Source organism: Vreelandella rituensis (genome assembly GCF_003336665.1).
In the GTDB taxonomy this organism is placed as follows: Bacteria; Pseudomonadota; Gammaproteobacteria; order Pseudomonadales; family Halomonadaceae; genus Vreelandella; species Vreelandella rituensis.
The window spans coordinates 174809-196527 of sequence record NZ_QPIJ01000002.1 but is presented as its reverse complement, the minus strand read 5'-3'; the positions used below and the strand labels follow the sequence as shown (position 1 = coordinate 196527).

At 58.7% G+C, this 21719-nt stretch carries 21 protein-coding genes and 1 pseudogene; 11 read left to right on the top strand and 11 right to left on the bottom strand.

From position 1 onward, the window contains the following. Positions 1–200 precede the first annotated feature (200 nt). A complete protein-coding gene (locus tag DU506_RS02725; protein ID WP_235825408.1) occupies positions 201–920 on the top strand; it encodes a Crp/Fnr family transcriptional regulator in 720 nt (239 codons plus the stop codon). A gap of 140 nt (positions 921–1060) precedes the next feature. Here DU506_RS02725 and DU506_RS02720 read toward each other — a convergent pair whose 3' ends face one another. Next, a complete protein-coding gene (locus DU506_RS02720; RefSeq protein WP_114485413.1) occupies positions 1061–1672 on the bottom strand; it encodes a DNA-3-methyladenine glycosylase family protein in 612 nt (203 codons plus the stop codon). Between the two features lie 196 nt (positions 1673–1868). Here DU506_RS02720 and gmk point away from each other — a divergent pair, with 196 nt between their 5' ends. The 5 genes from gmk to thpR all read left to right on the top strand — a co-directional run bounded on the left by gmk (position 1869) and on the right by thpR (position 5946). Then, positions 1869–2501: a guanylate kinase gene (gmk, locus tag DU506_RS02715; RefSeq protein WP_114485412.1), complete on the top strand. Its 633-nt coding sequence runs from the start codon at positions 1869–1871 to the stop codon at positions 2499–2501. Positions 2502–2580: 79 nt separating this feature from the next. Continuing rightward, entirely contained in the window at positions 2581–2841 is a 261-nt protein-coding gene (gene rpoZ, locus DU506_RS02710; RefSeq protein WP_114485411.1) for a DNA-directed RNA polymerase subunit omega, read from the top strand. Between the two features lie 22 nt (positions 2842–2863). Beyond that, complete coding sequence (locus DU506_RS02705; RefSeq protein WP_114485410.1) at positions 2864–4999, top strand: RelA/SpoT family protein; 2136 nt, start codon at positions 2864–2866, stop codon at positions 4997–4999. Positions 5000–5029: 30 nt separating this feature from the next. Further along, positions 5030–5419 (top strand): RidA family protein, encoded by a 390-nt coding sequence (locus DU506_RS02700; protein WP_114485409.1) that lies wholly within the window; start codon positions 5030–5032, stop codon positions 5417–5419. 5 nt (positions 5420–5424) lie between these two features. Continuing rightward, positions 5425–5946: an RNA 2',3'-cyclic phosphodiesterase gene (gene thpR / locus DU506_RS02695; protein WP_114485408.1), complete on the top strand. Its 522-nt coding sequence runs from the start codon at positions 5425–5427 to the stop codon at positions 5944–5946. 33 nt (positions 5947–5979) lie between these two features. Here the strand turns inward: thpR and DU506_RS02690 are convergent, their stop codons facing one another. After that, positions 5980–6861, bottom strand: a complete 882-nt coding sequence (locus tag DU506_RS02690) for an SDR family oxidoreductase (protein WP_114485407.1) — start codon at positions 6859–6861, stop codon at positions 5980–5982. Between the two features lie 125 nt (positions 6862–6986). Between DU506_RS02690 and DU506_RS02685 the strand changes: the two genes are divergently transcribed. Both DU506_RS02685 and recG read left to right on the top strand, forming a co-directional pair. After that, positions 6987–7922 (top strand): hydrogen peroxide-inducible genes activator, encoded by a 936-nt coding sequence (locus DU506_RS02685; RefSeq protein ID WP_114485406.1) that lies wholly within the window; start codon positions 6987–6989, stop codon positions 7920–7922. Then, positions 7919–10000: an ATP-dependent DNA helicase RecG gene (gene recG / locus DU506_RS02680; protein ID WP_114485405.1), complete on the top strand. Its 2082-nt coding sequence runs from the start codon at positions 7919–7921 to the stop codon at positions 9998–10000. The genes DU506_RS02685 and recG overlap by 4 nt, the downstream gene beginning before the upstream one ends. Here recG and yccS read toward each other — a convergent pair. The 4 genes from yccS to DU506_RS02660 all read right to left on the bottom strand — a co-directional run bounded on the left by yccS (position 9991) and on the right by DU506_RS02660 (position 14252). After that, complete coding sequence (gene yccS / locus DU506_RS02675; RefSeq protein ID WP_114485404.1) at positions 9991–12225, bottom strand: YccS family putative transporter; 2235 nt, start codon at positions 12223–12225, stop codon at positions 9991–9993. The genes recG and yccS overlap by 10 nt on opposite strands. A gap of 76 nt (positions 12226–12301) precedes the next feature. Next, positions 12302–12658 (bottom strand): hypothetical protein, encoded by a 357-nt coding sequence (locus tag DU506_RS02670; protein WP_114485403.1) that lies wholly within the window; start codon positions 12656–12658, stop codon positions 12302–12304. Beyond that, a complete protein-coding gene (locus DU506_RS02665) occupies positions 12658–12930 on the bottom strand; it encodes an HU family DNA-binding protein (protein WP_114485402.1) in 273 nt (90 codons plus the stop codon). The genes DU506_RS02670 and DU506_RS02665 overlap by 1 nt, the downstream gene beginning before the upstream one ends. A gap of 149 nt (positions 12931–13079) precedes the next feature. Continuing rightward, on the bottom strand, positions 13080–14252 hold the full coding sequence (locus DU506_RS02660) for an NAD(P)/FAD-dependent oxidoreductase (protein WP_114485401.1): 1173 nt from the start codon (positions 14250–14252) through the stop codon (positions 13080–13082). Between the two features lie 128 nt (positions 14253–14380). Between DU506_RS02660 and DU506_RS02655 the strand changes: the two genes are divergently transcribed. Next, positions 14381–14887: a chorismate--pyruvate lyase family protein gene (locus tag DU506_RS02655; protein WP_114485443.1), complete on the top strand. Its 507-nt coding sequence runs from the start codon at positions 14381–14383 to the stop codon at positions 14885–14887. A gap of 60 nt (positions 14888–14947) precedes the next feature. Further along, positions 14948–15838 carry a 4-hydroxybenzoate octaprenyltransferase gene (gene ubiA, locus DU506_RS02650; RefSeq protein WP_114485442.1) on the top strand — a complete coding sequence of 297 codons (891 nt, stop codon included), beginning with the start codon at positions 14948–14950 and terminating at the stop codon, positions 15836–15838. Positions 15839–15999: 161 nt separating this feature from the next. Here ubiA and DU506_RS02645 read toward each other — a convergent pair. From DU506_RS02645 to cysZ, 3 genes and pseudogenes are all read right to left on the bottom strand, one after another. Continuing rightward, positions 16000–16170 (bottom strand): annotated as a pseudogene (locus DU506_RS02645) (zinc ribbon domain-containing protein); the annotation flags it as partial. Positions 16171–16258: 88 nt separating this feature from the next. After that, a complete protein-coding gene (locus DU506_RS02640; protein ID WP_114485400.1) occupies positions 16259–16741 on the bottom strand; it encodes a copper chaperone PCu(A)C in 483 nt (160 codons plus the stop codon). Positions 16742–16825: 84 nt separating this feature from the next. Beyond that, complete coding sequence (gene cysZ / locus DU506_RS02635; protein WP_114485399.1) at positions 16826–17557, bottom strand: sulfate transporter CysZ; 732 nt, start codon at positions 17555–17557, stop codon at positions 16826–16828. Between the two features lie 245 nt (positions 17558–17802). Between cysZ and DU506_RS02630 the strand changes: the two genes are divergently transcribed. Then, positions 17803–18225, top strand: a complete 423-nt coding sequence (locus tag DU506_RS02630; RefSeq protein ID WP_114485398.1) for an acyl-CoA thioesterase — start codon at positions 17803–17805, stop codon at positions 18223–18225. 79 nt (positions 18226–18304) lie between these two features. Here DU506_RS02630 and DU506_RS02625 read toward each other — a convergent pair whose 3' ends face one another. Both DU506_RS02625 and uvrD read right to left on the bottom strand, forming a co-directional pair. After that, positions 18305–19393 carry a TRAP transporter substrate-binding protein gene (locus tag DU506_RS02625; RefSeq protein WP_114485441.1) on the bottom strand — a complete coding sequence of 363 codons (1089 nt, stop codon included), beginning with the start codon at positions 19391–19393 and terminating at the stop codon, positions 18305–18307. Between the two features lie 119 nt (positions 19394–19512). Beyond that, positions 19513–21714, bottom strand: a complete 2202-nt coding sequence (gene uvrD / locus DU506_RS02620) for a DNA helicase II (protein WP_114485397.1) — start codon at positions 21712–21714, stop codon at positions 19513–19515. Positions 21715–21719 lie beyond the last annotated feature (5 nt).

Here is a 21719-nt window from a genome sequence, read left to right as displayed (position 1 = left end):
CACAAGCGCGCTAGCGTTGAAGGTGGGGGAGGATGCCAAAAAAGCAGCTATTCACGGCCAGTTTTTTGTTGAAAAAATTCATCTTTTTGTTTCCTCCATGCCTGCCACACTAACCTTATCTATATAAGCGGTAGCTATAATCAAACCAAACCAAACCAAACCAAACCAAACCAAACCAAACCAAACAGAGGAGAGAGGCAGTGATTGAGGCACTGGTTAATAAGCTGAGTTACTACATGACTCTCTCCAACGAAGAAAAACAGGTGCTGGTTAAGGCGGCTACCCGAAGCTTTCATGTGGACAAAGGTGAGGTCATTATCAACGAGGGCGAGCGACCTGATTACGTCTATCTCATAGTAAAGGGATGGGCATGTCGCTACAAACTTCTGAAAAATGGTGATGTGTGCATCATGACCTACCTGATCCCGGGAGATCCATGCGATGTGCACATCACCATCCTTGATGTGATGGATCACTCGATACGTGCGCTTACTCCAATGACACTGATCATGTTTCCAGCAGATGAAATGCGCAACATAATGGAAAACCATTATCGCCTGGCGCGAGCGCTTTTCTGGTCGATCCTAGTGGATGAAGCCATTTTGCGAGAATGGTTGGTCAATATGGGGACTCGACCGGCCGGGCCACGCCTGGCGCATGTCTTTTGTGAAATGCTGATACGCTTGCGTATTGCCGGCTGCGCTGAAGATCACAGTTTTGAATTTCCACTGACCCAGGCGGAACTCGGCGAGTCGATGGGGCTGACACCGGTACATACCAACCGTGTTCTTAGAAAATTGCGTCAGGAAGGCTTGGTGTCGCTGGAAAAGAAACGTTTGACGATTCTCGACTGGGAGCGATTGAAGCAATTTTCTCAATTCGACCCGATTTACCTGCATTGCCAGAACCTGCCCCGATGAGCTTTTTTGGTGTGAATTGAAAGATTTTTCATTGCACAAAAAACATACTATTGTTGTACTGAAACAGAGCTTGGCATTAGGCCAGGCGAGATGATTGTGGTGCGTCCGAGTAGCCAAGGTATTGACGTGGTGGGGCGGCTTCATAACGGTTCACCGCGATAGTAGTGCCACAAGAATAACGAACCCACGCTGCGCCAGGGTGCCCAGTGTTCCACCATGCTGCGCGCCTGCTTGGGCGTGGGTTTATCGTCCATGCCTTTCAGGCGGCCCAGCGCCACGCGCAGGGCGAGGTCATCGGCGGGGAAGACATCCGGGCGCTTGAGCGAAAACATCAGGTAGATTTCCGCACTCCAGCGACCGAAGCCGCGTAGCTGGGTAATGGCGGCAATCGCCTCGTCATCATTCAGTATGTCCAATCCCTCGGCATCAAATACCTTTGTATGCACGGCCTCAGCCAGGCCTTTGACGTATTCCACCTTGCGCCAGGATAACCCCGCATCCCGCAGGGCTTGACCATCGACTTCGAGCACCGCTGAGGTGGTTATTTCCGGGATCAGTGTATTCACGCGGCCCATGATGGCACGGGCGGCTTGTGTGGAAATCTGTTGGCTGACGATGGTCGAGAAAAACGTCGCAAAGCCTGGGTCGCGCTGGCGAGGGGAAGGTGCACCCAACAGCGGATAGGCGCGGGCGATATCCGGGTCGGCGAGTACCAGATTCTGCATGCCGCGTTCGATATCTAATGTGTGCATAACCTTTCCGGTTTGAAAAATGAAGGAGAATGAACGTTACGTATCGTTTGTCCTTGGGCGGTATGGGTGTCACGGGAAAGACAAGCCCTACAGCTTGAGGGGAATAATGTGCGATACTGCGGGCTTTCCCGCAGCTGATCTGCTTTCTTCACCAATACTTTCACCAATACCTTCGCCAATACCAGGGAAGCGCTTCATGTCTCAAGGTACGCTTTTTATCGTTTCAGCCCCTTCGGGTGCCGGCAAGACCAGCCTGGTACGTGAATTGATCGAAAGCCTGGACGGGATACAGGTTTCCGTTTCCCATACCACCCGCGCGCAACGTCAAGGCGAAGTGAACGGAGTGAATTATCATTTTGTTGACGTGCCCGGCTTTGAGGCAATGATCGAGCGTGGTGAGTTTTTCGAGCATGCCAAGGTGTTCGATAATTATTACGGCACTTCGCGCCGCGCCGTGCAAACCATTCTGGATGCTGGCCAGGACGTGATCCTGGAAATCGACTGGCAGGGAGCGCGTCAGGTACGAATCCAGATGCCCGAAGCGGTGTCGATCTTCATCCTGCCGCCTTCGCGCAGCGAGTTGGAACGTCGCTTGGCTAGCCGGGGTACCGATGAGCACGCAGTGATTGCCCAGCGCATGTGTGAAGCCGTCAATGAAATGTCGCACTATGATGAGTACGCCTATCTGGTGGTCAACGATGACTTCACCACGGCGCTGCAAGAACTTCAGTCTCTGGTGATCAGCCGCCGCTTGACGCTGGCATGCATGCAATGTCATCACGCCCCTTTACTGGCTGCGCTCTTGTCACCCGAGCCCGGGGTCGAGTAATCTAGTCAGTCGACTACCCCATTGTTTACTGGGCTGGCCTATCGGGCTGGCCCGGTTTCGTCATTACAGGAAGCCCCCCATGGCACGTGTTACCGTCGAAGATTGTCTCGAGAACGTTGAAAATCGCTTTAAACTGGTAATGATTTCCACTCACCGTGCCCGTCAACTGGCGCGTGGCTCACGCGATGCGATGTTGCCCTGGGAAAACGACAAGGCCACGGTGATGGCACTGCGCGAAATCGCGGCGGGTCTGGTGAATCACACCATTCTCGACGAACCCGTCGAAGCGCCGGTACGTACACGCCCGGCGTTGGCTCCCAGCGCGCATATCGACGAGTAACCTTACGACAGAGGCGCGGTGAATGTTTACCATTGATGACCTGGGTGATCGTCTCGGTGGCTACCTTCCTCAGGAAGAGATCCAGCAGGTCAAGCGCGCCTTCTATTACGCCGAGCAGGCTCATGACGGCCAACGCAGACGCTCGGGTGAACCCTATGTCACCCATCCCCTGGCGGTAGCCAACATACTGGCCAACATGCACATGGACCATCAGAGCCTGATGGCCGCCATGCTGCATGACGTAATTGAAGATACCGGGGTTTCCAAGGAGGCCTTAGCCGAGCAATTCGGCAAGCCGGTGGCGGAGCTGGTCGATGGCGTTTCCAAGCTTACCCAGATCACCTTCGAGGACAAGGCCGTCGCCCAGGCAGAAAATTTCCAGAAGATGGTACTGGCGATGTCTCGCGATATTCGCGTGATCATCGTCAAGCTTGCCGATCGCCTGCACAACATGCGCACCCTGGGTGCCTTGCGTCCTGACAAGAAACGCCGCATTGCCCGTGAAACGCTGGAAATCTATGCGCGTATCGCCGGGCGGCTGGGCATCAATACCATCCGCGTGGAGCTGGAAGACCTGTCGTTCCAGGCCATTCACCCGATGCGTGCCGAGCGCATCAAGCGGGCGGTATCCAGCGCGCGCGGCAATCGGCGCAGCGCCATTCGCGAAGTGCAGAGTACCTTGCAGAAAAGCCTGGATGACGAACAGCTGGCGGGGACCGTGATCGGACGGCAGAAGCATCTGTTGTCGATCTACAAGAAGATGCGTGACCAGCGCAAGCCGTTCGCCGAGATCATGGATGTGTTCGGCTTCCGTATTGTCACCGAAGACGTGGCCAGCTGTTATCGCATTCTCGGCATCGTGCACAATCGCTACAAACCGGTGCCGGGGCGGTTCAAGGATTACATCGCCATTCCCAAGGCCAACGGCTATCAGAGCCTGCATACCACCCTGTTCGGCTCACGCGGCATGCCTATCGAGGTACAGATACGCACCCGTGAAATGGAAGCCATGGCCAACAACGGGATTGCCGCGCACTGGCTCTATAAAGCCGGACAGACCACCCATCCTATCGCCGAAGGCAGCCATGCCCGGGCGCGGGCCTGGGTCAAGGGGCTGCTGGAGATGCAGCGCCATGCAGGGGATTCGCTGGAGTTCATCGAACACGTCAAGAACGATCTTTTTCCCGATGATATCTACGTATTCACGCCTAAAGGCGACATCATGGAGCTCCCCCAGGGTGCCACGGTGATCGACTTCGCCTACAGCGTGCACACCGATATAGGCAACAACTGCATCGCTTGTCGTATCGACCGCCATCTGGCACCGCTGTCCACGCGCCTGGAAAGCGGCCAGACACTGGAAATCATTACCGCACCCGGGGCACGACCCAACCTGGCCTGGCTTAATTTCGTCACCACCGCCAAGGCGCGCTCTGCCATCCGGCATGCGCTCAAGCATCAACGTCAGGCGGAAGCCGGGCAACTGGGTCGCCGTTTGCTTAACAAGGCATTGGCGGAATTCGATACCAGCCTGGAAGAGCTGAGCGGTGGCGTGATGCCCCGGGTTCTCGCCGAGCTGGAGCTTCCCAGCGAAGATGCGTTGCTGGAATCGATCGGCCTCGGCGCTCGTGTGTCCAATGTGGTGGCCAGACGCCTGTTGGATATGGAGCAGGACACGCCTTCTGGACACGGCACTGATATGCATGAAGGCATGCGACCGTTAGTGATCAGTGGCGGTGAAGGCATGGTGATCAACTTCGCGCGTTGCTGTCATCCGTTGCCGGGCGACCCTGTGGTGGGTCATCTGTCGGTAGGCAAGGGGATCGTCGTTCACCGTGCGGAATGCCGCAATATCGTCGAGCACAAGAATGACCCCGACAAGCTGTTCGCTCTTGAATGGTCCGATGAGATCAGTGAAGACTTCCCGGTAGGGCTGCGCATTGAAATAGAGAGCCGTCGTGGCCTGGTGGCTGAACTGGCGGGACTGGTGACCGATGCCGATGCCAATATCGAGCGTATCGGTATCGAGGAGCGTGACGTGCGTTTGTCCACGGTTCATCTTACCTTATCGGTAAAAGGTCGTGTGCATTTGGCGCGGATCATCAAACGTATCCGCAACATGTCTAATGTGGAAAAGATTACCCGCGTTGCGAATTAAGCGCTATTTCAAAACTTTCAAGGAGTCAACATGAGCAACAAGGCTGTTATCAATACTGCCAAAGCCCCTGCGGCCATTGGTCCTTATTCTCAGGCCATCAAGGCCGGGAATACCGTCTATTTGTCCGGCCAGATTCCACTCGACCCAGCCACGATGGAACTGGTCTCGGAGGACTTTGAAGCTCAGGCGCGCCAAGTGTTCAGTAACATGCAGGCGGTGTGTGAAGAAGCAGCCGGTTCATTGAGCGATATCGTCAAACTCAACCTCTACCTGGTCGACCTGGACAATTTCGCCATCGTCAATCGGGTCATGGAGGAGTTTTTCTCCTCACCCTTCCCGGCACGTGCCGCGGTGGGCATCAAGGCGTTGCCCAAGGGCAGCCAGGTTGAAGCCGAAGCCGTCATGGTCATCGGCGACTAACCAGGATGCGGCTGTTTCTGGCCTTGCTACCTGCGCCCGAGCTGTGTAAGCGGTTCGGGCGTCTTGCCGGTATCGCCCACGCCCGTTGTGGCGGGCGGCGTATCCCCGAGCCGAACATGCACCTTACGTTGGCCTTCATCGGTGAGCTGGAAAGGGCGCGTGCCGTGAAACTTGCCGCCTGGGTCCAGAGGCTTTCGATCGAACCGGGCCACTGGCGACTGGACAGCTGGGGCAGCTTTCGCGGGCCGCGCATTGTCTGGGTGGGTGGCCAACGCCCCGAGCCTGAGTTGACACACTTGCACCAAATTCTATGGAACGCGCTTGAGAGCCGCGGCATTCATGGGCGTCCCGCCGACTACGTGCCGCATGTCACGCTGTTGCGGGGTGCCGACTCGCTGGACACCACGCCACTGCCCGAATTCGAGCTTGAATGGCACTATCATCGCCTTGAACTCGTGCATTCGATCACCGATGATCAGGGTGCCCGCTATACGACCCTGGCCCACTCGAATTCGACTATCGATTGAACGGGAATTGGCTATCTTCAGGCTTTTCTCCGTTCAGGCTTTCTCCGAGGCCAGGAAGCCGCCTTTCTCAAGCACCTGGCGATAACCTTCGCGAAACGTGGGAAAGCGGAATTCATAACCGGTCTCACGAATGCGGTGGTTGTCACAGCGCTTGCTGACGCGCCGACGCAAGGGTGACTGCATGGTGTCGGAGGCTTCCACCTTGAGCTGTTGTGCCAGCCAGAGCATGACGTTGTGCAGGGTAACGGGTTCGTTGTCGCTGCCCAGGTAAAGCGAGGCCACGTCCTGGTGGTTTTCCTGACACTCGATCAAGTGCGCGAGAATACCGGCGCAGTCGTCGCGATGAATGCGATTGGAGTAGATCACCGGTGTGACCGGCGAGATTCGGCCTTCCGCTACCTGATGAATCAAACGGTCGCGGCCCGGCCCGTAAATCCCGGAAAAGCGCACCACCGTGCCGGGCAACGAATGGTCCAACAAGGCCTGCTCGGCCTGACACATCAAGCTCCCGGAAAAGCTGGTGGGGTCCGTTGGGCTCTCCTCGCTGACCACTTCGCCTTCTTGCTGGCCGTAAACGCTGGTCGAGGAAACGAAAAACACGCGCCGGGGGGGCGTAGCCTGTTGTTCCAGCACCGAGAGGACGCGTTTCAACCCTTCCGGATAGGCGCTCTGATAAGCACTTTCCTCGAAGCGGTCGGCACTCACGGCGTAAATCACATAATCGGCCTGGGGCAAGGCGCTGGGCTTGCCGGTATCCAGCGTATCGAGATCCAGCGCCAGAGGCTCGATCCCGGTTTCCTGCAAGGCTGCAGTATTACGGCGCACCCCGATAACGCGATGGCCTTGCGCCACCAGCTGGTTACCCAGGTGGGTGCCGATATCGCCACAGCCGATAATTAATGTAGTTAGCTTCACCTTGCTTGCTCCCCTTGATAAATATTCCCTATCAGATACAAAGACTGTATCAGACATCATGTCTTCATCAGGCTTGACCTGTTAACTTCGGTGCTTGCTAAGCGAGGATGCCATTTGGCACTGCTATGACTCTAACAGAACTCCGCTATATCGTAACTTTAGCTCAAGAACAGCATTTCGGCCGTGCTGCGGAACGCTGTCATGTCTCGCAGCCCACCCTGTCGGTGGCGGTGAAAAAGCTTGAAGAAGAGCTGGGTACGCCGCTTTTCGAGCGTTCCAAGTCCACGGTGCAAGTCACGCCTTTGGGTGAAAAAATCATTATTCAGGCTCAACGGGTGTTGGAAGAAAGCAGCGCCATCTATGAGCTGGCCAGTGCAGGCAAGGACCAGCTGGCCAACCCGCTGCGCATCGGCGCGATCTACACCATCGGCCCTTACCTCTTCCCTCATTTGATACCGGCGCTGGCCAAGGCCGCCCCGCAAATGCCGCTTTACATCGAAGAAGGCATGACCGGAAACCTGCGGCGCAAGCTGAGAAGTGGCGAGCTTGATGTGATCATCATTGCCTTGCCGTTCACCGAGACCGATGTGGTGACCAAGCCGATCTACGATGAAACCTTCGAAGTGCTGATGCCCGCCAATCATCGTTGGGTGGCGCGCGAGACCATTCATAAGGAAAACCTGCTGGAAGAGCGCCTGTTGTTGCTGGGGGAAGGCCATTGCTTTCGCGATCAGATTCTCGAGGCCTGTCCGGCGATTACCCAAAAACTCAATAGTCCCACTAACACCCTGATTGCCGAAGGCGGATCGCTTGAAACCATTCGCCACATGGTGGCTTCGGGCCTGGGCATTACCGTGCTGCCGCAATCGGCACTGGGCACCGAGCAGTATGAAAATGCCATGCTGGTGAGCCGCCCGTTTGCCGATCCTTCGCCGTCGCGTACCGTGGCGATCGCCTGGCGAGCGAGCTTTCCCCGGCCCAAGGCCATTGATGCCCTGGCCAATGCGATCGCGCGTTGTCGCCAACCCAAAAAGCCCACCGCCCCCTCGGCGCTGGCATGAATTCTCTTCAGGCGCCGGTCACCTCACTCAAGGGCGTCGGTGACGCCTTGGCACTGAAACTGGCGCGCTTGCGCCTGGAAACGGTCGCCGACCTGCTGTTTCATCTGCCGCTGCGTTATCAGGACCGTACGCGTATCACGCCAATCGGTATGTTGAAGGCCGGGCAGGAGGCGGTGGTGGAAGGCGAGGTGACCGCCTGCGATGTGGTCAAGGGGCGCAGGCGAAGCCTTTTGGTGCGCCTACGCGATGGCGCCGGTATTCTCAGTCTGCGGTTCTTTCACTTTTCCCCCGCCCAACAGCAGCAGTTGCGCCCGGGTGCTCAGGTGCGGGCCTTCGGTGAAGCCCGCGCCGGTGCCACTGGGCTGGAAATGTATCACCCTGAATATCGCCTGACGGGCAATGCCGAACCGCCGGTGGAAGAGCATTTCACGCCGGTCTATCCCACCACCGAAGGGTTGAATCAGCCACGGTTGCGGGCCTTGGTTCAACAGGCATTGGCCCAGCTGGAAGCCGATCCTCAGGCCTTGCCGGACATGATTCCCGAGCCGCTTCGCGAGCGTTTTCGCCTGCCTGAACTGCAGCGATGCTTGCATCTTCTGCATCAGCCGCCGCCGGATACCGACCTTGCGAGACTCGCCAGCGGCCATCACCCCGCGACCCGGCGCCTGGCATTGGAAGAGTTGCTGGCCCATCAACTCAGCCTGCGAGAGGTAAGGCGGCGTATCCAGGCGGATGGCGCCCCGGTATTGCCGTCCGGGCGTAATCTTCAGGCGCGCTTTCTCACGCAATTGCCTTTTTCGCTGACCGGTGCCCAGCGTCGCGTGCTGGATGAGATCGCCCATGACCTGGCGTGTCCTGCGCCCATGCTGCGCCTGGTGCAAGGCGATGTGGGGTCGGGCAAGACCGTGGTGGCGGCGATGGCGGCGCTTTCCGCGCTGTCGGGCAACTGCCAGGCGGCGATCATGGCCCCCACGGAAATTCTCGCCGAGCAGCATTACCGCAATTTTTGCACCTGGTTCGAGCCCCTGGGGATCGATGTGGCCTGGCTTGCCGGCAAGCTCAAGGGCAAGGCACGGCTGGACGCCAAGGCGGCGATTGCCGACGGGCGCGCCCAAATGGTGGTGGGGACCCATGCGTTGTTTCAGGGCGATGTGCACTTCCACCGTCTGGGTCTGGCGATTATCGATGAGCAACACCGCTTCGGCGTTCACCAGCGCCTGGCGTTGCGAGAAAAGGGCGAAGCCGGGGGGCTGACGCCGCATCAATTGATCATGACCGCCACGCCCATCCCGCGTACCCTGGCGATGAGTGCCTATGCCGACCTGGATGTCTCGGTGATCGATGAACTACCGCCGGGGCGTACTCCGGTCAAGACCGTGGTGGTGCCCGATGAACGCCGCCCCGAAGTGGTCGAGCGCATTCGCAACGCCTGCAGCGAAGGTCGTCAGGCGTACTGGGTATGTACCCTGATCGAAGAATCCGAGGTTCTGCAATGCCAGGCCGCGGAAGCCACCCTTGAGGAACTGACCCAGGGCCTTCCCGAACTTGCCATCGGCTTGGTGCATGGGCGCATGAAGGCGGCCGAAAAAGCCGAGGTGATGGAAGCGTTCAAGGCGGGCGAGGTGGATCTGCTGGTGGCGACCACGGTGATCGAAGTGGGGGTGGACGTGCCCAATGCCAGCCTGATGATCATCGAAAACCCCGAGCGCCTGGGGCTTTCCCAGCTGCATCAGTTGCGCGGCCGGGTGGGCCGGGGAAGTACCGAAAGCTTCTGTGTGCTGCTTTATCATCCGCCCCTTACCAACGGTACCCGCAAGCGGCTAGGGGTGATGCGCGAAACCACCGATGGTTTTCGTATCGCCGAAAAGGACCTGGAAATACGCGGCCCTGGCGAGGTGCTGGGTACCCGTCAGACGGGCCTTGCCCAGATGAAAGTCGCCGACCTGGAGCGCGATGCTGACCTTCTGGACCAGGTGAGCGCGCTGGCCCGAACGATGCAAGAGCAGGCGCCTGAGGCCGCCCCGGAGCTGATTCGCCGCTGGCTGGGTGAGGAGGCGGGGCGCTACGGTCAGGTGTGAGAAGCGTCAAGGTCCGGTGAGGGGCCGGTTTGCGGCTTGAGGATCAAGCGATTTGCGGCATCGCCTAGCGGTATCAGTTGGCGGCAAATCAAGCGCAGCTGGCTCTGCACCGGACGATAGGCGACAACTGCCTGGCTCTCGTCTGGAGAAGTCGTCCGGGGTGGCTCGCCATCCAGCTGTACCAACAATGCTTCCACATCCCCTTCCAGCGCTCTGATGGGTTGACGATGCAACAGCTGATCGGCGCAGTACGCCAGTAGCTCGTCGATGCGCCGTGCCACCGGTATCAGGATGGCCTTGTCTTTCTCTTCGGTAAGACGGTGACGATGGGCGCCCAGCGCCGAGAGATAACTCAGTAGGGTATGATCCAACACCAGAAAACGAAGGCCGTCGTCGGCATCGTGTTTACGATAATGCCCGGGTTCATGCAGCATATTGGTGAGTATGGTCGACAGGGCGGCATCGGCGTTATGGGCGTCACGTCGCGCCAACCGATAGGCCAGGTCATCCTGTTTGCCGGCTTCGTACTGATGAATGATCTCTTCCAGATAACGCCGGTTGGCGTCCAAGGCATTGGCCGCCTGACGATACAGGCGCCGCCCCTGCCAATCCGGAAGAATGAAGAACACCGCAAGACCGGCGATCGCAGCACCCAGCAGGGTATCGAACAACCGCGGCCAGATCAGATCGAAACCACTGCCTACCTGATTGAAACTGCACAGTACCAGCAGGGTGATCGAAGCCGTCGCGATGATGTAGTGCTCCTCGCGGTTGGCGAAAAACGCGACGCCGGCGATCAATACAATCAAGCTCTGGGCCAGCGGATGGGGAAACAACGTGATCAAGGCCCAGCCGGCGACCAGCCCGAGCACGGTGCCGATGATGCGCTGAGTGAAAAAACGTCGGGTGGCGGCGAAATTGGGTCGGCACACGAATAGGGTGGTCAGCAGAATCCAGAAGCCTTGTTCGGGATCGATCAGGCGCATCAAGCCATAGCCTGCCAGCAGAGCGATTGAAAGGCGTAGCGCGTGGCGGAAGGTCGGCGAGCCCAGCGTCAGGTTCAGCCGGATGCGCTCCCAGGCATCGCTCAGGCTGGAAGGCGAGCGGTTGAACAGGCCCTCATCACGCCGAGTATCGCTGACATCGGGGTTGTGCGCGGTGGCCAGCTGTTCCTCGAGGGTGGCGAGGTTATCGGCCAGCGCCTCCAACGGAAACAGCAGCTCGCGCCAGCGTGGCTCACGCATGGCATGCAGGTTGTCGATCGACGCGCGCAGATCCAGGAGGGCTTGTTCGCTCTGGCGATGATCGAAGGGGCGGTTGAGCAGCAGCGCCTTGCCCAGACGCTTGCAGGCCAGCCCTTGCTGGTCGAGCAGCCGCTGGCAGCGAAACAGAACATCGTGATGAAAAAAGGCGTCGGTCAGGGCGGCGTAAGGATAATGGGTGGAGCTTGCCCGTTCGTGAATGTCCTGGGCGGCGAAGTAAATACGCAGATAACGGTTGAGCTTGTGGTCACCGCGCTGGCCTTCAAGGCGGCGAAAGATCATCTCCTTGGCCTGGTTGAGCGCCTCGACCACCTGGCCGTTCTGGCGCGCCAGGGCCAGGCGTCGCCCTTCGATGTCTACATCGCGGAGTGGTTCGAGCAGCGCCGATTTGAGGATCAGGTACTTGCCCAGTTCCTTGTAGACCCGCGCCATGCTTTGCTTGAGCGGCTGGCGCTCGAACAGCGCGCACCACACGACCGAAATCAGGCCATACCAGGCCGCGCCGGCAAGCAGCAGCAATGGCTGGCGCCAAGGGCCCTCTTCGGGCACGCCACCACGATGTTCGATATTGATCATCGTATAGATGGAGAGAATCAGGGTGCCGGCGGCGATGGTGGCGAAGCGTTGCCCTATCGCTCCCAGCATGATCAGAGTGAAGGTTGCGGACCCCAATCCCAGGGCGAATAACCACGGCCAAGGATAGAGCCATTGCACGATCAGCGAGGCAATCGCGAAGCAGGAAAGTGTCACCAATAATGCCTGCAGCCGCCCTTGCCAGCTGTCGTCGGTTTCCGAGAGGGCACTGGCGCTTATCCCCAGAAATAACGGAATCACCAGTGCCGCCTCGTCCAGCACCCAGCCCAGCGTGATGACGCCGCTAAACGCCAGGAAAACCCTTAGGCTGTAGGCGAATTTGTCGAGCGTCCAGAGACGCCGCAAGGACAATGAGAGCGAAGTCGACATGCTAGCTAAGTGACACTTTCGTATAGCCCTTGCGGGCGGGTATGGACGACTCGAACATTCCCAAGTGCTTGAACGTTCACAAGTGCTTGAGTAGTTTCTGTAGCTTGGTCATGTCGGAAGAATCGCCGACCAGGCGGACCTTGCCTGACATCATGCCCTCGAGAAAGGCTTTTTGGGTGGGTTTCTTGAGGACTTCTAGTGCGGTGTCCTGGTCATCGAAGCGTAGCTCGAGATCAAGATCCACCGGCAGTCCTTTGCCGGTGGTAATGCCTCTGGGCGACATGCGGTAGTAACGGGCGACCGTCAGGTCTTCCGTGGCAATGCCCCAGTCCAAGCCGCGCATTCGCTCAAGTTGCTCGCGAAAGCGCGGCTTGCGGCGCAGGGCTCGCTTGAGCAGAAAGCCCAGGAACCACAGCGTCAGTTTCAGCTTCATCAGGAAACTGCATCCTTGAGCGCTTTGCCGGGCTTGAATGCTACGTTCTTGCTGGCAGGGATCTGCAAAGGCTCGCCGGTTTGCGGATTCTTGCCGGTACGGGCGGCACGTTCACGCACGGTGAAAGTACCGAAGCCGATCAAGGCCACGTCATCGCCCTGGGCGACACTGTTGGTGATTTCATCGAGAATCACGTTGAGTACCTGGCCGGCTTTGTCCTTGGACAGATCGGCACCTTCGGCAATGGCGGCAGCGAGTTCGGGTTTGCGCATGGGGGGAAACTCCGTTGTAGTGATGGCAGTGGTTAAATGCAGTGGTTGAATAAAGTGCTTGTTGATAACGGGGTGTTTAAATGATGCCCCGGGTAACAGCAAGTCGAGCGTAACAGTCTTACCCAGCCTAGCCTTGAATGTAACGAAAATCAGCCTAGCAGTGCTGGTGCCGCTCTGGAAAGCTCCACTTTCCTTCTCACGCAGCTGCCTGTCAACGCAAAACCAATCAAACGTCCGTCTTTGTCTTCGGCCAAGGCACTGAAATTGTGTTCTTCGCCTTCGATTCGCCAGCGCGCAGGCCGTTGAAGTGGCGGCAAGGCAACCACTGGGAGCAACGGCGTCTTCACTATCACCGGCCAGGCGCCGAAACTTACCGTCGTCGGCGTGCCGCTCAGGGTGGCCGCCAGTGCCTTGGCGCTGGCTTGTAGCGGCTGAACGTACATGGCGTTGACGCCATCCACGCAGGCTGCATCGCCCAACGCATAAATTCCGGGCTGGGAGGTTTGCAGGGTACGATCCACATGGATACCGCTGTCATCGGCATGAATACCGGCACGTTGCGCAAGCTCGATGCGTGGTACAAGGCCGGTGGCCATGAGCACGATGTCCGCCGTGACAGTGTCTGCATTATCTAGGCGAATGCTGACGTCGTTGCCGGAGAGGGCCAGCTCGGTGATGGTGCGTCCCAACTCGAGATGTATACCCGCCTCGACGAAGGCGTTGCCCAGTGCCTTGCCTAGCGGGGGCGGCAATAGGCGAGGCAAGGGCGCGGCCTCCGGGGCGATAATACGCACTTGGTGACCAGCGGCATGCAAGTCGTTGGCGAATTCACAGCCCACCAGGCCGGCCCCGATGATTGCCACCCGCGCCGAACCGTTGATTTGGCTCAGGGCGGTGTGAAATCGATGATAGTCGTCCAGGTCGTTGATCGTGAACAGGCGCGAGGTCAGCGCTTCGGGAATCGCAAAAGGCACCCGGGGTGCTGCACCGGTGGCCAGCACTAAATCGGTATAGGCTTGTTGTCGGTTATCGGCGAAAAGCAGTGTACGCTGTGCAACATTGATGGTGGTGACCGAGGTATGCGGCAGAACGTCAATATCGAGTTGTGTCGCCAGGTCAAAGGCCGAGCGTACAGCGAGGCTTTCGGGTGAAAGCCCTTTGGCGAAACCGGTGGAGAGCAGCGGTTTGGAATATTCGCTGCCGCTGTCCCGGCTGACCAGGGTGATCGGACGTTGGGTATCCAGTTTTCTGAGGGCGCGTACCAGGCCGACACCGGCCATCCCACTGCCGACTATCACCAAAGGGTGGTTGGAAGCGTGCATAGTTTCACCTGAAAAACCTGTGTGGCCACCATGTTACACTAGGCGCACGGCTATTTTTTGCGGAGAGCGCAGTGACGCTTGATGTTATTTTTCCTGTCTGGCGTCCGGTGGCAGCGGCGCGACCGGCCATGAGTCATGCTTGGTGGCAGTGGGTGGCGTCCACCGATTCGCTGACCACACGCTTGACCCGAGCGGGCAAAGAACAACCTTTTCGCGTCAAGCTGCTGCGCCAGGAAGTGGGGCGCCCCTTACCCGATGAAGCCCAGGCGCTGGGAATTCCCCTGGGGCGGCATGCCTGGCTGCGTGAAGTGGCGCTGTGCCTGGGCGAGACGCCCTGGGTGATGGCCCGCTCGGTGGCGCCGCTTTCCCAATTGCACGGACAACGCCTGGAGCGGCTTGGCGAGCGTTCGTTGGGTAGCTGGTTGTTCCAGCAGCCGGATCTGGTACGCGGGCCTCTGGAAGTCAGCAATCACCCGGCGCGTTTTGCTCAGGCGCGGCTTGTTCAGGCGGAGCTTGTTCAGGCAAAGGGGCCTTGGGCACGGCGTTCGGTGTTTCGCCATGGCGCTCTGTCATTGCTGGTGCAGGAATATTTTTTGGCCGAAATGGCGGAAGAACTGGCGCTGCCTTCGCGCTAGGCTACTCTCTCAGTGATTTTTCTATTCACGCTCAGTGGTTTTTTTATTCGCGAGGTAATCATGGATCGTTCCCTTTTGCGGCCTTCGGGATGGGCGCGCGTGCCCGATTTCTTGCACCTGATGCGCCTGGATCGCCCGATTGGCACCTGGCTCTTGATGTGGCCGACGCTCTGGGCGCTGTGGGTGGCTGCTGAAGGGATTCCCGGCCGTAATGTGCTGTTGATCTTCATCGTCGGGGTTTATCTGATGCGTGCCGCCGGTTGCGTGATCAATGATTACGCCGACCGCCACTTCGACGGCCACGTCAAACGCACCAAGAATCGCCCCCTGGCGACCGGGCGTATCGGGGAGGGTGAGGCTCAGGCATTGTTCGTCATGCTGGTACTGGCGGCCTTCGTGCTGGTGTGGTTCACCAACCTGTTTACCGTCATGCTGTCGCTGGTAGGGGTGGTGCTGGCGTTCATCTATCCGTTCATGAAGCGCTATACGCATTTTCCTCAGGCATTTCTGGGGGCCGCATTCTCCTGGGCGATTCCCATGGCCTTCGGCGCCGTCCTGGGTCACGTGCCCCTCGAAGCCTGGCTGTTGTTTGCCGCCAACGTCGCCTGGACAGTGGCTTACGATACCCAATACGCCATGGTCGATCGTGAGGATGACCTGAAAGTCGGCATCAAGTCGACCGCCGTACTGTTTGGTCGGGCCGATCGCCTGATGATCGGTGTGCTGCAGCTAGCCACCTTGCTATTGCTGGGCTGGGTGGGGGTTCGTCTGGCGCTGGGCGGCTTCTTCTGGCTGGGACTGGCCGCCATGACGGCGACCTTTGTCTATCAGCAGTACCTGATTAGTGATCGTCAGCGAGACCGTTGCTTTCAGGCGTTCTTGAACAATCACTGGTCGGGCCTACTGGTCTTTGCCGGCATCGCTCTGAGCCTGTGGCCGAGCGGCACTTGACATCCTCCCCCACCTTCAGCGCTAGCGCGCTTGTGGAAGGGGATTCCCTGGTCGTTACCTCCCAGGTTCCTGCTTCGCTGTCCGTCGCCTCAATGCCTTGGCATTGCCGGTCTTACACAAACTCCACAGGCGTAACTTCCCGAGTGCCCCTCGGTAGTGCTTCAACTCTCAGCACCGGCTAACAGCGCGGTGCCGGCTTGTAGGATGTTGCGGGCGGCATTGACGTCGCGGTCGATGCCTTGGGTGCCGCAGCCGGGGCAGTCCCAGATGCGAACATCAAGCGACAGGGATTCCAGTACAAAGCCGCAGCCATGGCAGCGCTTGCAACCGGGGAGGAGTCCCTATACTCCCTTCGCGCTACGCGACTCAGGAAGAGGTATTACACGCTTTTAGATAAAAGCCGCCCGGGCCAGGCGTGCCTCAGTGCTGACCGTGCTCCATACCCATTGAGCTATCTTCCGGTGCGGTCTGTACCTCAACCTCCACATCGATATCGCCGCGATGAGCAAACTCAAGCGTCAGCGGAAAGCGCTCGCCTTCCTGGAGTGGGCTGACCAGATTCATCAACATCAGATGATAGCCTCCGCCGGGGCGCATGACCTGGGTCGTGCCGGGTTCCACTTCGAGCTGTTCGATACGGCGCATGCGCATGATGCCATCGTCCATGGCCATATCGTGTATTTCCACGCTTTCACTGACAGGAGAGCGGGCGCCGACGAGAACCGCCGGGGTGTCGTCTTCCACGCTGATGGACAGGTAGGCCGCACCATGAGGCACACCGGGGGGCGTAGGGGTGGCAAACGGATGCAGCAGATGTAGCCCGTCGGGGGATACATTCTGGGCCTGCACGCCACCCGCAGCGAGCAGGCCTGCCGTGACAAGAGCCGCAAGAGAAAAGCGCATCATAAATATCCTCGGTAAGTGGGCCTGGGTAAGTGGGCAGGAATTGCCAGATGACATCATAGCGCCGCCATCCTGAAAAAGACGCTACTGGGTCACCATGTCGCGTTGCTCACGATAATGGCGATCCCACATCAATACCGCACCGGCCACGGCGCCGGGAATCAGGAAGAGGTTGGCCAAGGGTAGCCAGGTAATCAGGGTGACCAGCCCGCCGTAGCTTAGGCTCTGCCACCAACGGCCGTTTAAACGTTTGCGCATCTCGGCGAAGGTAACCTTGTTGTTATCCATCGGATAGTCAAGGTAGGTGATCGCCATGACCCAGGCGGAAAACAGCGCCCAGAGCAAGGGGGCGAACAGGTTGAGGCCGGGAATCCAGCTAATGATGAACAGCAGGACGGCCCTTGGCAAAATATACCCTAGCTTGACCAGTTCGCGCCCCACAGCATCCACGGCGGTTCTGGCTAGACCGCGATCATCCAGGGGCTGACGTCCGGTCGCTTGAATTTCCACCTTGGCGGCCAGGAAACCGTAAAAAGGGGCGGCGATAAAATGCGTGACCAAGGTAAAGGTGAAGAACACCACCACCACCAGGCTCAGCACGAACAGCGGCCAGATCAGCCAGGATAGCCAGTCGAGCCAAGCGGGCACCATGGCCATCCATCCTCCGAGCCAGCCGCCGAAGTGAGTGATCACATAATGCAGCATACTGACGTAGACCAGCAGATTGACCAGGATGGGAATGAAGACATAGCGGCGTAGCCCCCGGCTATAGACCAGTCGGGTTCCCCGAAGAAGGGCGGTGGAAGCATTCAGCATGGTGGTGTTTCCAGAAGATGAGCAATATAAATGCATCGAGCACCAGCCGCGTGGGACGGAAGGTCTTCACCGCGTCTGGATCCTGTGCTTTACTGAACCTCTAAGCTTACTGCAATGCAGCAAATCGAGCCAAGAGGCATCCAGCCGCACTTTTACGCCATGTTGCCGGGGGTTGTGATAGTCTCGCCCGGTTTGGAATATCCTCTTTCTCTTGTATAACAATAATCTTGTAAAGCGAAGCGACCATGAACGTTCTTGAAACCGATCTGGATGATGCACCGGCTCCCCGAGGGCAGCTCACATTGAAACTTCTGGCATCGCGCCAGGATACCAATTTCTACGGCGATATTTCCGGTGGCTGGCTAGTCAGCCACATGGATCAGGCCGCAGAGCTTGCCGCAGGGCGCAAAGCCGGTGGGCGTACCGCAACGGTGGCTATCGAAGCCATGGATTTCCTGAGCCCGGTACGAGCGGGGTCGATGGTGAGTGTGTATACCGAGGTGCGTGAGATTGGCCGCAGTTCAATCAAGCTAGACGTAGAAGTATGGGTGCGTCCGCCTCACGGCTGCAGCCTGGATGAACGCCAGAAAGTCACCGAAGCGCGTTTCGTGATGGTGGCGCTGGATGATAATGGCCGGATTCGCGCCGTACAGGGTGACAATGCCTGAACACTTGCAATAAGGGCGCCGAAGGCGCCCTTGGATGCTCTGCCATGACTGAGCATCGACCCTGATCGTCCACATAGTGTCAGGAGATGACGTTATCGCGATTTTTCAGGTAAGCGTATTCACCTACATCGGTGAACGGGCGGACCAGCTTCTGGAAGGCCGCGTAGGACTCATAGACCATGCGTGATTCCTCGTCGTTATCGACCTGCTGTTGAATCACATTCTTAGAGGATTCATACAGGGCCTGCATGACGTCTTCCGGGAAGGTGCGCAGCTGGACGTTGTGTTGGTTGACCAGGGTGTCCAGGGCCTGCGCATTACGGAAGGCAAACTCGCTGATCATTGCCAGGTTGGCCGCCTGAGCGGCTTCAGTGACAATCGCCTTGAGGTCGTCGGGTAACGCATTCCAGGCATCCAGGTTGATGGTGCCTTCCAGAATTGCGCTGGGCTCGTTCCATGCCGAGGTGTAGTAATAGTCCGCCACCTGATGCAGGCCGAAGGCCAGGTCGTTATACGGACCAACCCAGTCGGCGGCATCCAGCACCCCGGTCTGCATGGAGGTGAATATTTCCGAACCCGGTGTGGTCACGGTGGTCACCCCGATGCCATTCATGGCTTCGCCGGCAAGCCCGGGCAGGCGTAGCTTGAGCCCCTGCATGTCTTCAAGCGAGTTGATTTCCTTCTTGAACCAGCCTGCCATCTGGGCACCGGTATTGCCGACGGCAAAGGGTTTGAGGTTGTGCTTGGCATAGATCATGTCCCACAGATCCTGTCCATCGCCATGGTACAGCCAGGCGTTGGTTTCGGTAGTGTTCATACCGAAAGGCACCGCAGTGAAGAACTGTGAGGCGGCTACCTTGCCACGCCAGTAATAAGCAGTGGAGTGCCCCATTTCAGCGGTACCCGCCGCCACGGCGTCAAAGACTTCCATCGCGGGCACCAGCTCACCGGCACCGTGGACGCGAATACGCATGCGCCCACCTGAAAGGGCTTCGACACGTGCAGCGAAATCATTGGCACCGGTGCCCAGTGCTGGAAAGTTTTTAGGCCAGGAGGTGACCATATCCCAGGTAATGGTTTCCTGGGCACTAGCGGTGGAAACAAAGGGTGCGGCAGCGACGCCGGCGGCGCCGATGCCGACGGTCTTGAGAAAGTTACGGCGTTGCATCATGGCAGAGTGACTCCGGAAATTGTCTGATTTTTTATACATATGCATAAGGTGTCATGCCTATGTCCGGCGGTCAGTATGCGTCATGGTGGTTTTGTCGGGCAAGCGGGTTGCCCCACTCAAAGAGGCGTCAGCTTGGCAAAACCCAGTACCAGCCACTTATCGCCCTCGCCTTCGAAGCTGACATGCACCCGCGCTCGCGCCCCTTCGCCCTCGGCATTGAGAATCACGCCTTCCCCGAACAGGGGGTGGCTGACCCGTTGCCCTACATGCAGGCTGGGCAAGTCATCGCCGCCATCCACACCTTGCTGGGCAAAAGGCGACGGGCGGGAGGCAGTGACCGGCCGAGAGATCTGGCCGCGCAGACGCACCTCCTCCAACAGATGCTCGGGAAGTTCGCGCAAAAAACGCGAGGGACGCGGAAAAATCTCCTTACCGTGCAGGCGACGGGTTTCGGCATGGGTCAGGTAAAGCTTGTGCATGGCGCGGGTCACTCCCACGTAACACAGGCGCCGTTCCTCCTCGAGGCGCCCGGGCTCCTCCAGCGACATCTTGTGGGGAAATAACCCTTCCTCGACACCGGCGATGAACACCACCGGAAACTCCAGGCCCTTCGCCGAATGCAGGGTCATCAACTGGACACTGTCCTCGAACTCATCGGCTTCATGATCGCCGGCATTGAGTGCCGCTTCAGAGAGGAAGGCTTCCAGGGCGGCCATGCCTTCCCCCGCCACCGGCGGTTCGAAGATATCGCCCTGGGTGAAGGCCCGGCCGGCGGTGACCAGCTCTTCGAGGTTTTCCACCCGGGCCTGGCCTTTCTCGCCGCGCTCGCTCTTGTGATGTTCGATCAAGCCGGTATGGGTGATCACATGATCGATGATTTCATGCAGGGAAAGCCCCGCGCAGTCGTTGTCCAGGCGCTCGATCAGGTTGGCGAAGGCCTGGATGGCATTGGCGGCGCGGCCCTTGAGTTTGGCGTCAGCCAAGGCATCGTGCAGCGCCTGCCATAACGAGACATTTTCCGTGCGTGCACGAAAGCGCAGGATTTCCACCGTGCGTGTGCCTATGCCACGGGTGGGTACGTTGATCACCCGCTCGAGCGAGGCGTCGTCGTCGCGGTTGAGCAACAGGCGCAGGTACGCCAGGGCGTTCTTGATCTCCAGGCGCTCGTAGAAACGGTGGCCGCCATAGATGCGATAAGGCACCCCTTGGCGGATCAGGCTTTCCTCCAGCAGGCGAGACTGGGCGTTGGAGCGGTAGAGAATGGCTATCTCGCGGCGCAGGAAACCTTCGGCGACTTTTTCCTTGATTGTCTCGACGATGAAACGCGCTTCTTCCAGGTCATTGAAACCGGCATAGATCGAAATCGGCTCGCCCTGGGCGCCTTCGGTCCACAGCTTCTTGCCCATGCGTTCACTGTTGTGGCTGATCAGGGCATTGGCGGCATCGAGAATCGCGCTGGTGGAGCGGTAATTCTGTTCCAGACGCACGGTATGGGTGCCGGGAAACTCCTGCTCGAAGCGGCGGATGTTTTCTACCTTAGCGCCGCGCCAGCCGTAGATCGACTGGTCGTCGTCGCCCACCACCGTCATCGGCGTCTGTTGGCCGGTAAGCAACTTGAGCCAGGCGTACTGCAGGGTATTGGTGTCCTGAAACTCGTCTACCAGTACATGGCCGAAACGTTCGCGGTAGTGGGCCAGAAGCGTAGGGTTATCGCGCAGCAGCTCCAGGCTTCGCAGCAGAAGTTCACCGAAATCGACCAGCCCACCCCGCTCACAGGTCAGCTGGTAGCGTTCGTACAATTCGACCATCTGACCCAGATAGGCATCGCCGTGAACGTCCACCTGTTGGGCGCGCAGGCCTTCTTCCTTGCAGCCGGAAATGAACGACTGCACCTGGCGTGGCGGAAAGTTCTCCACATCGATCGAATAATCCTTGAGCAGCCGCTTGACCAGACGTAGCTGGTCGTCGGAATCGATGATCTGAAAATTTTGCGGCAGACGTGCCGCCTGCCAGTGAGTGCGCAAAAAGCGATGGGCGATGGAGTGAAAGGTGCCCACCCATACATGGCGCAGGGATATGCCGAGAAGCACTTCCAGGCGGGTGCGCATCTCGCGGGCGGCCTTGTTGGTGAAGGTCACCGCCAGCAACGCATAAGGCGAAAGGCCTTCGGCCTGCATCAACCAGGCAATGCGATGCACCAGCACCCGGGTCTTGCCCGAGCCTGCCCCGGCCAGCACCAGAAGGTTGCCCTGGGGGGCGCTGACCGCCTCGCGCTGGTCGGGGTTCAAGGAATCAAGAATCGCCGTGACGTCTTCCATACAGG

Excerpts from the sequence above, each read along its gene's own strand:
- DU506_RS02640 (WP_114485400.1), bottom strand. The coding sequence starts at position 16,741 with ATGCGCTTTTCTCTTGCGGCTCTTGTCACGGCAGGCCTGCTCGCTGCG.
- DU506_RS02630 (WP_114485398.1), top strand. The coding sequence starts at position 17,803 with ATGAACGTTCTTGAAACCGATCTGGATGATGCACCGGCTCCCCGAGGG.
- DU506_RS02720 (WP_114485413.1), bottom strand. The coding sequence starts at position 1,672 with ATGCACACATTAGATATCGAACGCGGCATGCAGAATCTGGTACTCGCC.
- gmk (WP_114485412.1), top strand. The coding sequence starts at position 1,869 with ATGTCTCAAGGTACGCTTTTTATCGTTTCAGCCCCTTCGGGTGCCGGC.
- DU506_RS02655 (WP_114485443.1), top strand. The coding sequence starts at position 14,381 with ATGAGTCATGCTTGGTGGCAGTGGGTGGCGTCCACCGATTCGCTGACC.
- DU506_RS02685 (WP_114485406.1), top strand. The coding sequence starts at position 6,987 with ATGACTCTAACAGAACTCCGCTATATCGTAACTTTAGCTCAAGAACAG.
- rpoZ (WP_114485411.1), top strand. The coding sequence starts at position 2,581 with ATGGCACGTGTTACCGTCGAAGATTGTCTCGAGAACGTTGAAAATCGC.
- yccS (WP_114485404.1), bottom strand. The coding sequence starts at position 12,225 with ATGTCGACTTCGCTCTCATTGTCCTTGCGGCGTCTCTGGACGCTCGAC.
- cysZ (WP_114485399.1), bottom strand. The coding sequence starts at position 17,557 with ATGCTGAATGCTTCCACCGCCCTTCTTCGGGGAACCCGACTGGTCTAT.
- DU506_RS02670 (WP_114485403.1), bottom strand. The coding sequence starts at position 12,658 with ATGAAGCTGAAACTGACGCTGTGGTTCCTGGGCTTTCTGCTCAAGCGA.
- DU506_RS02660 (WP_114485401.1), bottom strand. The coding sequence starts at position 14,252 with ATGCACGCTTCCAACCACCCTTTGGTGATAGTCGGCAGTGGGATGGCC.
- ubiA (WP_114485442.1), top strand. The coding sequence starts at position 14,948 with ATGGATCGTTCCCTTTTGCGGCCTTCGGGATGGGCGCGCGTGCCCGAT.
- uvrD (WP_114485397.1), bottom strand. The coding sequence starts at position 21,714 with ATGGAAGACGTCACGGCGATTCTTGATTCCTTGAACCCCGACCAGCGC.
- thpR (WP_114485408.1), top strand. The coding sequence starts at position 5,425 with ATGCGGCTGTTTCTGGCCTTGCTACCTGCGCCCGAGCTGTGTAAGCGG.
- DU506_RS02665 (WP_114485402.1), bottom strand. The coding sequence starts at position 12,930 with ATGCGCAAACCCGAACTCGCTGCCGCCATTGCCGAAGGTGCCGATCTG.
- DU506_RS02700 (WP_114485409.1), top strand. The coding sequence starts at position 5,030 with ATGAGCAACAAGGCTGTTATCAATACTGCCAAAGCCCCTGCGGCCATT.
- recG (WP_114485405.1), top strand. The coding sequence starts at position 7,919 with ATGAATTCTCTTCAGGCGCCGGTCACCTCACTCAAGGGCGTCGGTGAC.
- DU506_RS02705 (WP_114485410.1), top strand. The coding sequence starts at position 2,864 with ATGTTTACCATTGATGACCTGGGTGATCGTCTCGGTGGCTACCTTCCT.
- DU506_RS02625 (WP_114485441.1), bottom strand. The coding sequence starts at position 19,393 with ATGCAACGCCGTAACTTTCTCAAGACCGTCGGCATCGGCGCCGCCGGC.